The organism is Paracoccus onubensis (genome assembly GCF_003591515.1).
Lineage (GTDB): Bacteria > Pseudomonadota > Alphaproteobacteria > Rhodobacterales > Rhodobacteraceae > Paracoccus > Paracoccus onubensis.
Genome location: NZ_QZCG01000008.1, coordinates 14,811 through 27,824, shown reverse-complemented (window position 1 = coordinate 27,824; position 13,014 = coordinate 14,811). Strand labels below are relative to the sequence as shown.

Sequence of the window (13,014 nt, the reverse complement as noted above, 5' to 3'; positions counted from 1 at the left end):
CCGCTCTGGTTCCGGTGGCGGTGACGGCGCAATGCCTGCCCGGAGATTCCGGCGCGCCCGCTGCGGTGACCGTCTTTCACCGTCACTGGCCCGCATGTCACAGCATGAGGAAGATCCATGAAACCGCTGGAACGCATCCTGTCCGATGCCCGCGCCACTCCGCGCCATATCATCCTGCCCGAGGGCGGGGACCCGCGCGTGGCCGGGGCCGCGCTGCGGCTGACGCAGGAGGGGCTGGCGCGGATCACATTGATGGACGGGCCGGATTTGCCGGGGGTGAGGGGCCTGCGCGCGGCGGATGCGCCCGATCTGGCCGAGCTTGCCGGTCACTGGCATCGCCTGCGGGCGCCGAAGGGCATGACGGCGGCCCGGGCGCTGGAGGAGATGCGCGACCCGATCCGTCAGGCGGCGATGCGGGTGCGGCTGGGTCAGGCCGACGGCACGGTGGGCGGGGCGGTGGCCACCACGGCCGAGACCGTGCGCGCGGCCCTGCAGGTCATCGGCCGGGCGCCGGATGCGGGGATCGTCAGCAGCTTCTTCCTGATGCTGTCCTGCGCGAAGGAGGCGCCGGTCCGGGGCGGGATGATCTTCGCCGATTGCGGTCTGGTGGTCGCGCCCGATGCGGATGAGCTGGCCGCCATCGCGCTTTCGGCGGCCGGAAGCTGCCGGCAGGTGCTGGCCGAGACGCCGCGGATCGCGCTGCTGAGCTTCTCGACCGCCGGCTCGGCCGAGCATCCCAGCCTGATCAGGCTTCACGAGGCGCTGGCCCTGATCCGCGCCGCCGATCCCGATCTGGAGGTGGATGGCGAGATTCAGTTCGACGCGGCGCTTGACGGGGCGATCCGGGCCCGCAAGGCCCCCGGCAGCCGGTTGACCGGGCGCCCGAACGTGTTCATCTTCCCCGATCTGGCCGCCGGCAATATCGGCTACAAGATCGCCCAGCGCCTGGGCGGACTGACCGCCATCGGCCCGATCCTCCAGGGCCTGGACAAGCCCGCAAACGACCTGTCGAGAGGATGCACGACCGAGGATATCATATACGCCGCCGCGATCACCGCAGTGCAGGCCGGTAAACATCAACAACAACACAGCCCCGATCCCGCAAAAACACAGGCAGCACACAACCGGACAATGTGAGAGGCGAGGTCCCGCAACAAAGGGCAGCGGAGAGGAAGGATGATTGGAATTGCCGGTCACAGGCGGGTCGCGTGGCCTGAGCCCGGCTGAACACCCCGCTGTCTCTGCCGCTAGACCCGTCCGCTCATCTTCGGAGCACGGAAGACGCGGGTGCGGGCGAAGACGTCTTCCAGGCGGTTCAGGCGCTCTTGCACCTGATCGGGCAGATGACCCTGAACCTGCGCCAGCAGCGCCTCGACCACCACCATCAGCGTGGCGGTTGAATCCCAGGCGGCGGGCATCTCGATATGGCAGGGCAGGGTATGGGTCGCGTGGGCGGCTGCGGGGGACAGCCAGCGATCGGTGATCAGCACCACCTTGACCCCATGGGCGGCGGCCAGTTCCGCCAGATGGACCGCGTTCGATTCGTAGCGGCGGATGTCGAAGATCACCGTCACGTCGCCGGCGCGCATGTCCAGCAATGCCTGCTGCCAGTCGGTCAGGTGGTCGGCCAGATAGGTCACCTCGGGGCGGATCACCCGCAACAGCGTCGCCATGTAATCGGCATGGGCATGGGTCAGCCGCCCGCCCATCACGGTCACCTTGCGGGCCGGATCGGCCAGCATTTCCGCGGCGCCGTTGAAATCCTGCGCCGGGATCTGGCCCAGCGTTGCCTCGATATTGCCGACAACCTGCGCGGCGAAGGACTGGATCGGATGGGCCTGCGGTTCGCGCGCGCCTTCGGGCAGAGAGAGCGGCGCGACCAACAGCCGTTCCACCTCGGTCCGAAGCGCGGCCTGATAGTCGGAATAGCCCCGGAAGCCAAGCTTTTGCACCAGCCGCACGATGGTCGGCGAGGAGACTTCCGCCGCCCGCGCCAGAGTGGTGATCGAACCCAGGGCCGACATCGGGAAATGCGACAGGATATGCGTGGCCGCCTGCCGTTCGGCGCGGGTCAGCCCGCCCAGGGATGCCCGCATTTTCTCTTCGATCTTCATCTTTGGCCTCGTCCTCCTGAATCAGAAACATTTGTAACAGAAAATTTCGTTCAGAAAAATTCTTGACAGAATCGGGTTGTCAAGGGAACGCTTGATCAAAAAACAGGGAGACGAGTCGCATCATGGAATCGATTGCATCCGGGCGCTTTGTGGCTTTTCGTGCCGAATCTCGGACGGGCTGGCCGTTGCGCTTTCCCGTTCCGCCGCAGAGGCCATAGCCATGCCCCGCGCAGCAATCGCCTTCGTGCGGATCGTGGAAGCGGTGAATTACCGCATAGGCCGCATCGCCATGTATCTGTTTCTCGTGCTGGCTGGCGTGCTGCTGTGGTCGGTTATCACCAAGGCGTTCTTCCGCCCGGCGCTGTGGACGCAAGAGATGGCCCAGTTCACCATGGTCGGCTATTTCGTCCTTGGCGGCGCCTATTCACTGATGCTGAACGCCCATGTCCGGATGGATTTGCTGTATGGCCACTGGTCGCCGCGCCGGCGGGCGGTCATCGACAGCATGACCGTTCTGGCACTGATCTTCTTTCTGGCGGTGACTTTATGGGGCGGGGTCGAGAGTACGATCTATGCCTTCGAGGTGGGCGAGCGGTCGCGCACCGTCTGGCGACCCTATATGGCACCGATCAAGATCGTGATCTGTGTCGGCGTGCTGCTGATGCTGCTGCAAAGCATTGCCTTCCTGATCCGCGATATCGCCACCCTGCGCGGGGAGCGGATCTGATGCCCAACGAATATATCGCGATCACCATGTTCGCCGGGATGATGGCGATGCTGCTGACCGGGCAGCGCGTCTTTGCCGGAATCGGCTTCGTTGCCGTGCTTGCCGCGGTGATGCTGTGGGGCGGTCAGGGCGGGCACGATATCGCCTTTACCAGCACGATCAAGCTGATGAACTGGTATCCGATGCTGACCCTGCCGATGTTCGTCTGGATGGGCTACATCATGTCCGAGACCCGGCTTGCCGACGATCTCTACCGGATGTTCCATGTGTGGTTCGGCCCCGTTCCCGGCGGGTTGGCCATCGGGACGATCCTGCTGATGGTCCTTGTCTCGGCCATGAACGGGCTGTCGGTGGCCGGGCTTGCCATCGGCGCGACCATTGCCCTGCCCGAACTGCTGAAGCGCGGTTATGACAAGCGGATGGTGACGGGGATCATTCAGGGCGGATCGTCGTTGGGAATCCTGGTGCCGCCCTCGATCGTGCTTGTGCTGTATTCGATGATCGCGCGGCAGCCTGTGGGGCAGCTTTGGCTTGCCGGGATCCTGCCGGGGCTGCTGATGGCGGCGATGTTCCTGCTTTACGTGGTGATCCGCTGCGGTATCAACCCAAGGCTCGGCCCGCCGCTGCCGCGGGAAGAACTGGCCAGTATCACCTGGGCCGAGAAGATCGGCCTGCTTCGCGCGGGGCTCCTGCCAGTGATCATCTTTGCGGGGATGATGGTGCCCTTCGTGCTGGGTTATTTCAGCCTTGTCGAAAGCAGCGTTGTCGGTGCGGCTATCGCCACGCTGGTCGCGTTGATGAAACGGCGGTTAACCCGCAAGGTGTGGGAAAGCTGCATGGTCAGCACGCTGGGCGTGTCCTGCATGTTCATGTGGATCCTGCTGGCGGCCCTGGCCTTCGGCGCGGTTTTCGACGGATTGGGCGCAGTGCGTGCAATCGAAGGCTTTTTCCTCGAGGATCTGGGGCTGACACGCTGGCAGATCATCATTCTGATGCAGGTCTCGTTCCTGATCATGGGGATGTTTCTGGACGATACCGCCATGCTGGTCATCGTCGCGCCGCTTTATATTCCGCTGGTGCAGGCGCTGGAGTTCGATCTGATCTGGTACGGAATTCTGTACACCATCACCTGTCAGGTCGCCTATATTACTCCGCCCTTCGGCTATAACCTGTTCCTGATGCGGGCGATGGCGCCCGATCATGTGACGCTGGGCGACATCTACCGCTCGATCGTGCCGATCGTGGGTATCATGATCCTGACCCTGATCATCATCATGGCTTTCCCGCAGATCGCGCTGTGGCTGCCCAATCTCGTTTACGGACAATGACGAAAGACAGGGGCGGCAGGAACCGCCCCGCAACCCAACGGAGGTAAAGACATGACCACGACCAGACGGAAATTCCTGTCCACCAGTGCGCTTGCAGGGGCCGGGGCGCTTGCCGCGCCTGCTGTGCATGCGCAATCGGCGCCGATCAAATGGCGGATGCAGACCTATGCCGGTGCTGCGCTTGGCGAGCATGTCTGCAAGCCCGCCATCGAACGCTTCAACAAGATTGCCGCCGGGCAGATGGAGATCGAGCTTTACTATTCAGATCAGCTTGTCCCGACATCCGAGCTGTTCCGCGCCATGCAGAACGGCACTATCGACGCGGTGCAGTCGGATGACGATTCCATGCAATCGCCAACCGAGGTGACGGTTTTCGGCGGCTATTTTCCCTTTGCCAGCCGTTACAGCCTGGATGTGCCGGTGCTGTTCAACCAATACGGGCTGAAGGAGATCTGGGAACAGGAATATGCGGCGGTGGGCGTTCAGCACATCTCGGCGGGGGCCTGGGATCCGTGTCATTTCGCCACCAAGGATCCGATCAACAGCCTTGCCGATCTTGAAGGCAAGCGCGTCTTCACCTTCCCCACGGCGGGACGGTTTCTCGCGCAATTCGGCGTCGTGCCGATGCAATTGCCATGGGAGGATATTCAGGTCGCCCTGCAGACCGGAGAGCTGGACGGTATCGCATGGTCGGGCATCACCGAGGATTACACGGTCGGCTGGGCCGATGTGACCAAATATTTCCTGACCAACAATATCTCGGGTGCATGGATCGGACATTTCTTTGCCAATGCCGACCGCTGGAACGAAGTGCCGGATAATCTGAAGCTGCTGATGGAGGTCTGCTTCGAGCAATCGCATTACTACCGCCAGTGGTGGTATTGGGGCGGCGAGGCCGATCTGCGGGTCAACGGGCCGAAGCTGGAGCTGACCTCGATCCCCGACGCGGAATGGGCGACGGTCGAAGAGAAGGCGCGCGAATTCTGGGACGAGATCGCGACCGAATCCGAAGTGAAGGCCAAGGTGGTCGGGATCTTCAAGACATATAACGATGTCATGGCCAAGGCCGGGCGTCCCTATCGCTATAGCTGATCCGGTGATCCGGCCGGGCAGGATGATCTGCCCGGCCGGAGTCCTGCCATTTTTTCGGTGAATGGATTCTCATATGCCCGCAAACCTGACGCTTGAAAGCCTGCAGGCCGCCTTTGATACCGGCGAGATCGACACGGTTCTGGTCGTCGCCCCGGATATGCAGGGCCGCCTGTTCGGCAAGCGTTTCCATGCCGCCTTTTTCCTTGATGGCGGGCATCGGGAAACGCATTGCTGCAACTACCTGCTGGCGCTCGACATGGAAATGCAGACCGTTCCCGGCTATCGCAGTGCGGGCTGGTCGCAGGGCTATGGCGACTATGTGATGAAACCCGACCTGTCGACATTGCGCCGCCTGCCATGGCTGCCGGGCACCGCCATGGTGATGTGCGATCTGCTGGATCATCACACGCATGAAGAGGTGGCCGTCTCGCCCCGCGCCATCCTCAAACGGCAGGTGGCCCGCGCCCGCGAGATGGGGTTCAAGCCGATGATGGCGACAGAGCTGGAATTCTATCTGTTCGACAACAGCTATGAAAGCTTTCGCGATCAGGGTTTCGGCACACTGACCCTGATCTCGGCCTATAACGAGGATTACCACATCTTCCAGACGACCAAGGAAGAAGACGTGATGCGGACCATCCGCAACGGTCTTTACGGCGCGGGCATCCCGGTCGAGAACACCAAGGGCGAGGCGGATTCCGGTCAGGCCGAGGTCAATTACCGTTATTCCGACGCGCTGGACACCGCCGACAATCACACGATCATCAAGCAGGCGGTGAAGGAAATCGCCTGGGCCAGAGGCAAATCGGTCACCTTCATGGCGAAATACGACACCGCCAAGGCGGGCTCGGCGGCGCATGTCCACCAGTCGCTGTGGACGCCGGAGGGCAAGCCCGCCTTCCATGATCCCGGGGATGAACACGGCATGTCGGCACTGATGAAGCATTTCGTGGCAGGCCAACTGGCGGCGGCCGAGGAGATGACGGTTTTCCTTGCCCCTTATGTCAACAGCTACAAGCGCTTCACCGAGGGGCTGTTCGCGCCAACCAAGGCCGTCTGGTCCATCGACAACCGCACCGCCGGTTTTCGCATCTGCGGCGAGGGGACAAAGGCCGTCCGCGTCGAATGCCGCATTCCCGGCTCGGACGCCAATCCCTATCTGGCCTGCGCCGCGCTGCTGGCCGCCGGGCTGAACGGGATCGAGCGCAAGCTGGACCTGCCCGCCGAGATGAAGGGCGACATGTATCACACCGAGGGCCTGCGCGAGATTCCCCGCAACCTGCGTGACGCCGCGGCCCTGCTGAATGTGTCGGAAACCTATCGCAGGGCCTTCGGGGATGAGGTGGTCGAGCATTACCACCACGCGGCGCAATGGGAAATTTCCGAGACCGACCGCGTGGTCACCGATTTTGAGCTTCAACGCCTGTTCGAGCGTTCGTGAAAAACGGCGCTCCCCTTATGAGGACAAGATGACACCGATCAAAGTGATTTCCCCGGTAAATGGCGCGGTCTATGCCGAGCGTGTTCCCCTGACGCCCGATGAGGCGCGTGCGGCGGTCGCCCGCGCCCGCGCGGCGCAGAAGGAATGGGCAGCGCGTCCGCTTGATGAGCGCATCGCGCTGGTCAGGGCGGGGGTGGCCGAATTGATCGCGATGGGCGACCGGATCGCGGCGGATCTGACCGGACAGATGGGCCGCCCGATCCGCTTCGGCAAAGGCGAGATGGGCGGCGTCAGGGATCGCGCCGATTACATGGCCGGGATCGCCGCCGAAACCCTTGCCCCGAAGATGGTCGAGGACAGCGATACATTCCGCCGATACATCGCGCGGGAACCGCTGGGTGTGGTCTTTGTCATTGCGCCCTGGAATTATCCCTATCTGACGGCGATCAACACCATTATCCCGGCCCTGATCGCCGGGAATGCCGTGGTGCTGAAACATGCCAGCCAGACCCTGCTTGCGGGCGAGCATCTGGCGCAGGCGTTCCATGCCGCGGGTGTTCCGGAGGATGTATTCCGGAATATCGTGCTGGATCACGCCACGACCGAGGCCCTGATCGGCGAGCGTGCCTTTGACTTCGTCAATTTCACCGGCTCGGTCGCTGGCGGGCGGGCGATCGAGCGGGCGGCGGCGGGTACCTTCGTACCGCTGGGGCTTGAACTGGGCGGCAAGGATCCGGGCTATGTGCGCGCGGATGCCGATCTGGACGCGGCGGTGGATTCGCTGATGGACGGGGCTATGTTCAATTCGGGCCAGTGCTGCTGCGGGATAGAACGGATCTATGTCCATGAAAGCCTGTATGATGCCTTTGTGGAAAAGTCCGTCGCATGGGTCAATGCGCTGCGACTGGGCGATCCGAATGACGAGGCGACGACGCTTGGCCCGATGGCGAATATCCGTTTCGCCCGGACCGTCCGCGAACAGATCGCCGAGGCGCTGGCCAAGGGTGCGACACCGCTGATCGATCCGGCGCATTTCCCGGCGGATGACGGCGGCGCCTATCTTGCGCCGCAGATCCTTGTCGATGTGGATCATTCGATGCGGGTGATGACCGAGGAAAGCTTTGGCCCGGTCGTCGGCATCATGAAGGTTTCCGGCGATGACGAGGCAGTGCGGCTGATGAATGACAGCCCTTACGGTCTGACCGCAAGCATCTGGACGCAGGACTACGACAAGGCCGCCGGGATCGGCGCCCGGATCGAGACCGGGACCGTGTTCATGAACCGCGCCGATTATCTTGACCCGGCCCTGTGCTGGACCGGTTGCAAGGATACCGGCCGTGGCGGGTCTCTGTCCTATCTGGGTTACCTGTCGGTCACCCGCCCGAAATCCTATCATCTGAAAAAGGTCTGACATGAGCGACAATAACGATCTTCCCAGCCGCAACTGGACCTACCCGACCGCGATCAAGTTCGGTACCGGCCGCATCGGCGAATTGGCCGAACATGTTCAGGCGACGGGCCTGCGCAAGCCTTTGCTGGTGACCGACAAGGCGCTGGCAGGGCTGCCGATCACTTCCGCCGCTCTGGATGTGCTGGAGGATGCCGGGCTTGGTCGCGCGGTCTTCTCAGATGTGGATCCGAATCCGAATGAGGCGAACATGACGGCGGGGATCGCGGTCTATCGGTCCGGCGGGCATGACGGGGTGATTTGTTTCGGCGGCGGCTCTGCCCTGGATCTGGGCAAGATGATTGCCCTGATGGCGGGGCAGCGGGCGGATCTGTCGGTCTGGGATCTGGAGGATATAGGCGACTGGTATACCCGCGCCGATGCCGGTCGGGTCGCGCCGATCATCGCGGTTCCGACCACGGCGGGCACCGGCAGTGAGGTCGGGCGCGCAGGCGTGCTGACGAATTCGACAACCCATAAGAAGAAGATCATCTTCCATCCGAAGCTGATGCCGGTCGTCACCATTTGCGACCCGGCCCTGACCGTGGGGATGCCGAAATTCATTACTGCGGGCACCGGCATGGACGCGCTGGCGCATTGCCTCGAAGCCTATTGCTCGCCCCATTACCATCCCATGAGCCAGGGCATCGCGCTGGAGGGAATGCGGCTGGTTTTCGAGAATCTGCCGGTCGTCTATCGCGACCCCGAAAATCTGACGGCGCGTGGCCATATGATGAGTGCCGCAGCGATGGGCGCGGTCGCCTTTCAAAAGGGTCTGGGCGCGATCCATTCGCTGTCGCATCCGGTCGGCGCGGCCTATGGCACCCATCACGGCACCACCAATGCGGTTGTCATGCCGATGGTTCTCGACTTCAATCGCCCCGCGATCGAGAACCGCATCGCGGCGGCGGCGGGTTATCTGGGCATTGCGGGCGGCTTCGACGGCTTCCGCGCCCGGATCATGGAACTGCGGGCCGAACTTGCGATCCCCGAAAGCCTGACGGCGATGGGCGTTGAGGCGGACAGGTTGGACGAGTTGACCGAAATCGCACTGGAGGACCCTTCCTGCGGCGGCAATCCGGTCGAGATGACGCGCGAAAACACCCGCGCGCTTTTCGGGACATGTATGTAGCTGCTCGCCAAGGGTAATCCTGGGCACATCCATTCTGTGCGGCGGCTATTCCGGTGATTGGTGAACTGGCCGGAAAGCCGAACAGGGGCCGCGGGCGATCGCGCGTTGCCGGTCAGCTTTCCAGCCCGTCCTTCACCCGTTCCCATGCGCGCGTCAGATGCTCGCCCAATATCTTCGCCAGGCGATCCGCGTCGCGGGCTTCCAGCGCCGCCATCATCTCTTCGTGTTCGGCCACGGCGCTGGCCCATTTTTCGGGGCCTTCATGTCCGATGAAGCGGATTCGTTTCAGCCGGGTCTGAAGCCGCGCGTGAATCTCGGACAGCGTGTCATTGTCGGCAAGCGCCACGATGGCAGTGTGAATGGCCTGATTCAGCTTGTAATAATCCAGCCGGTCGCCGCGACGATAACAGACCAGCATCTCGTCATGCATCGCCCGGACCGCGGCGATCCCCTTGTCCGAAGCGACCTCGACCGCGCAGCGCCCCGCGAATTGTTCCAGCGCGCCAGCGACCTGCAACATGTTCAGCACCTCCTTGGCGCCGAATTCCTTGACCATCGCGCCGCGGCTGGGAACCAGCTCGACCAGCCCTTCGCTGGCCAGGAACTTGATCGCCTCGCGCAGTGGCGTCCGCGATACCCCAAGGCGGGCGCCCAGCTGGCCCTCGTTCAGCCGCGCACCGGGAGGCAGGTGGCCTTCGATGATCATATCTCGCAGCCGGTTGAGAATTGCATCATGCAATGACTGGCGCTCGATTTTGATCTCCATCTCGGGTTCATCCGACATCCGGGAATTCGCCACGCTGCTAGACCTCCTCGTCAATTATTCCAAATGGCTATGCGCAGCCGGGCCGTAAGTCAATGATGCGTTCTGAAGTCTGTATACAAAATACTTGATTATAGAAAATGCCCATGCTAGCGAAGCCGCCAGAGGAGCAGAATCGGGAGGAAAGGCGTGACACAACGTTGGACAGCAGAGGAATGGCCCATCGCGGCGGCGATGATTCCGTTTGGGGGCAGGTTGCCGGATGGACGTCTGGTGCAGGATGCAGCGCCCGAAATCTGGGCCGAAAGTCTGACCGACGTTGCCGATGCGGGGTTCGACGCGGTGGATCCGACCGATTCATGGTTGCGCATCGCCGATCTGGATCTTGCGCGGCGGGCTGAATTTGTCTCGATCTGCGAAGGGCTTGGCCTGTCCGTCCCGGCGATCTCGACGGCGCGGCGCAGCGTCATCGACCCGCAGCATGGCGACGAATATCTGGCCTATAGCCACCGCGTCATCGACACCGCCGCCGAACTTGGCATCGGCCATGTCAGCTTCGGTTTCTTCGGCCCGCTGTCGCCGAAACAGATGAAGGCACTGTGGTTCTGGACTGAACAGGGGGTGCAGAACCCCGACGATCCCGACATCTACCGCCTTGCCGTAAGCCGCATCCGCGAGTTGGGCCAGCATGCCGAAAGCTGCGGTATCCGGATCTCGCTCGAGATGTACGAGGATACCTATCTGGGCACCGCCCGCGATTCCGTGCGCTTCGTGACCGAGGTGGATCACCCTGCCGTCAAGCTGAATATCGACATCGGCAACCTGATCCGGCTGCATCGTCCGGTCGAGCCCTGGGCGGAAATGATCGAGCTATGCGCGCCCTATGCCGGCTATTGGCATGTGAAGAACTATTACCGGATCGAGGATCCCTCGGGTCTGGTGATGACCCATCCGGCGCCGCTGCTGGGGGGCACGATCAACTGGCGCACGGCGATCAGGCGGGCGCTGGAACTGGGTTTCGACAGTCCTTTCCTCGTCGAGCATTACGGCGGCGACGGCTTGTCGGTCAGTGCCGCCAACCGGGACTATATCAGGCGCATCCTGTCGGGAAGGACGATCCGCACATGACCAAGGTATTTGATCAGCCGGACCAGTTCGCCGCCTCAGCGCTGGCGGGTTTTTGCGCCGCCTATGCCGATCGCGTGGTCGCGGTGCCACATGGGGCGGTTCGTGCCGCGCCGGGATCCGAGGGCAAGGTTGCGCTGCTGGTCGGTGGCGGATCGGGGCATTACCCGGCTTTTCTGGGCTATGTCGGCGCGGGGCTGGCGGATGCCGCGGTTGCCGGAGACGTCTTTGCATCGCCATCGACGGCATGGGTTTACGGGGTCGCCAAGGCGGCGAACCGGGGCGGCGGCATGATCCTTGGCTTCGGCAATTACGCGGGCGACGTGCTGAATTTCGGCGCAGCGGCAGAGAGGTTGCGCAGCGAGGGGATCGATGCGCGGATCCTTGCGGTAACCGACGATGTGGCCAGCGCCTCGCGCGAGGAACAGGCCAAACGGCGTGGCGTGGCGGGCGATCTGCCGGTTTTCAAGATCGCTGGCGCTGCGGCCGAGGCCGGACTGGAGCTGGATGCTGTGATGGAGGTGGCCGAACAGGCGAACCGCGCGACCGTTTCGTTCGGCGTGGCCTTCGACGGCTGCACCTTGCCGGGTCAGGAGGCTCCGTTATTCACGGTCGAGGCCGGGAAGATCGGCATGGGCCTTGGCATCCATGGCGAGCCGGGCATCCGCGACGAAAAGATGGTGCCCGCTGCCGAGCTTGCCCGGATGCTGCTGGACCCGCTTCTGGCTGAACGGCCCGAAGGGCATGACGGTCGCGTGGCCGTGGTGCTGAACGGGCTTGGCCGTACGAAATACGAGGAATTGTTCGTTCTTTGGCATCACCTGACCGGGCTGCTGGACGCGGCGGGCCTGACGCCGGTTCAGCCCGAGATCGGCGAATTCGTCACAAGTCTGGACATGGCGGGTTGTTCGCTGTCGATCACATGGCTGGATGACCGGCTTCAGGAATATTGGTGCGCACCCGCAGATACGCCGGCATTCCGGCGCGGCCATGTGGCGCCCGCCGCGCCCGGCCGGCAGGTTGCGGCGATGGTCGAGGCCGCGCCCGAGATTCCGCCCGCTTCGCCGGAATCGCAGAAGACCGGTGCCTGTATCGCCCGGCTGATGGCCCGTCTGGCTGAAGCCTTGACCGAGGCCGAGGAAGAGCTGGGCCGGATCGATGCGCAGGCGGGCGACGGGGATCATGGTCAGGGCATGGCGCGCGGCTCGGCCGCGGCTGCGGATGCCGCCGCGAAGGCTGCTGACGCCGGGGCGGGGGCGGCCACCGTGCTGTCGCTGGCGGGCGATGCCTGGGCCGATCGGGCCGGGGGTACATCCGGTGCGTTGTGGGGCGTGTCGCTGCGGGCATGGGGGCAGGCATTGTCGGATCAGGCCGCACCCGATGCCGCGACTGTGGCGCAGGGCGCGCAGGATGCCTTTGACGCGGTGATCCGGCTTGGCCGAGCGCAGCGGGGTGACAAGACGCTGGTCGATGCCTTCGCCCCCTTCGTTGAAACCCTGCGAGATGCCACCGATGAAGGGCGGCCGCTTGCAGAGGCATGGGTTCTCGCGGCTCAGGCGGGGACAAAGGCGGCGGAAGCGACCGCCGATCTGGTGCCGAAACTGGGGCGCGCCCGTCCACTGGCGGAACGCAGTGTCGGCCATCCCGATGCGGGGGCCGTATCTTTGGCCCTATGTGCAAGAGTGATCGCCGAAGAACTGACGAAAGGCCTTTCGTGGTTAACTAATTTTAAACGAGCATAGCTTATCGCAAAGTTGATGGCTTCGTGACGGCGAAAGGAAACCGCATCCGATCTGGACCCGATATCCGTCATGGAATGGCGCGGGAACAAAATTCTAGACCAAA

11 protein-coding genes are annotated in these 13,014 nt (G+C 63.2%); 9 read left to right on the top strand and 2 right to left on the bottom strand.

The window, feature by feature from the left end; translation table 11 throughout:
* The first annotated feature begins 117 nt into the window (after positions 1 to 117).
* A complete protein-coding gene (locus D3P04_RS12320; RefSeq protein ID WP_119749306.1) occupies positions 118 to 1,137 on the top strand; it encodes a phosphate acetyltransferase in 1,020 nt (339 codons plus the stop codon).
* 110 nt (positions 1,138 to 1,247) lie between these two features.
* On the opposite strand, the gene D3P04_RS12315 is transcribed toward D3P04_RS12320, so the two are convergent.
* Entirely contained in the window at positions 1,248 to 2,114 is an 867-nt protein-coding gene (locus D3P04_RS12315; RefSeq protein ID WP_119749305.1) for a MurR/RpiR family transcriptional regulator, read from the bottom strand.
* A gap of 91 nt (positions 2,115 to 2,205) precedes the next feature.
* Between D3P04_RS12315 and D3P04_RS12310 the strand changes: the two genes are divergently transcribed.
* The 6 genes from D3P04_RS12310 to D3P04_RS12285 all read left to right on the top strand — a co-directional run bounded on the left by D3P04_RS12310 (position 2,206) and on the right by D3P04_RS12285 (position 9,281).
* Positions 2,206 to 2,841 carry a TRAP transporter small permease subunit gene (locus tag D3P04_RS12310; RefSeq protein ID WP_408634377.1) on the top strand — a complete coding sequence of 212 codons (636 nt, stop codon included), beginning with the start codon at positions 2,206 to 2,208 and terminating at the stop codon, positions 2,839 to 2,841.
* On the top strand, positions 2,841 to 4,169 hold the full coding sequence (locus D3P04_RS12305) for a TRAP transporter large permease (RefSeq protein ID WP_119749303.1): 1,329 nt from the start codon (positions 2,841 to 2,843) through the stop codon (positions 4,167 to 4,169). The genes D3P04_RS12310 and D3P04_RS12305 overlap by 1 nt, the downstream gene beginning before the upstream one ends.
* A gap of 51 nt (positions 4,170 to 4,220) precedes the next feature.
* Positions 4,221 to 5,261 carry a TRAP transporter substrate-binding protein gene (locus D3P04_RS12300; protein WP_119749301.1) on the top strand — a complete coding sequence of 347 codons (1,041 nt, stop codon included), beginning with the start codon at positions 4,221 to 4,223 and terminating at the stop codon, positions 5,259 to 5,261.
* A gap of 73 nt (positions 5,262 to 5,334) precedes the next feature.
* Entirely contained in the window at positions 5,335 to 6,702 is a 1,368-nt protein-coding gene (locus D3P04_RS12295) for a glutamine synthetase family protein (RefSeq protein ID WP_119749646.1), read from the top strand.
* Positions 6,703 to 6,730: 28 nt separating this feature from the next.
* Positions 6,731 to 8,113, top strand: a complete 1,383-nt coding sequence (locus tag D3P04_RS12290) for an aldehyde dehydrogenase family protein (protein ID WP_119749299.1) — start codon at positions 6,731 to 6,733, stop codon at positions 8,111 to 8,113.
* Position 8,114: 1 nt separating this feature from the next.
* Entirely contained in the window at positions 8,115 to 9,281 is a 1,167-nt protein-coding gene (locus D3P04_RS12285) for an iron-containing alcohol dehydrogenase (RefSeq protein ID WP_119749297.1), read from the top strand.
* Positions 9,282 to 9,393: 112 nt separating this feature from the next.
* Here D3P04_RS12285 and D3P04_RS12280 read toward each other — a convergent pair whose 3' ends face one another.
* Positions 9,394 to 10,080: a GntR family transcriptional regulator gene (locus D3P04_RS12280; RefSeq protein ID WP_232844995.1), complete on the bottom strand. Its 687-nt coding sequence runs from the start codon at positions 10,078 to 10,080 to the stop codon at positions 9,394 to 9,396.
* A gap of 153 nt (positions 10,081 to 10,233) precedes the next feature.
* Between D3P04_RS12280 and D3P04_RS12275 the strand changes: the two genes are divergently transcribed.
* Both D3P04_RS12275 and D3P04_RS12270 read left to right on the top strand, forming a co-directional pair.
* Positions 10,234 to 11,172, top strand: a complete 939-nt coding sequence (locus tag D3P04_RS12275; protein WP_232844994.1) for a sugar phosphate isomerase/epimerase family protein — start codon at positions 10,234 to 10,236, stop codon at positions 11,170 to 11,172.
* Positions 11,169 to 12,911 carry a dihydroxyacetone kinase family protein gene (locus tag D3P04_RS12270; protein WP_119749291.1) on the top strand — a complete coding sequence of 581 codons (1,743 nt, stop codon included), beginning with the start codon at positions 11,169 to 11,171 and terminating at the stop codon, positions 12,909 to 12,911. Before D3P04_RS12275 ends, D3P04_RS12270 begins: the two co-directional genes overlap by 4 nt.
* Positions 12,912 to 13,014 lie beyond the last annotated feature (103 nt).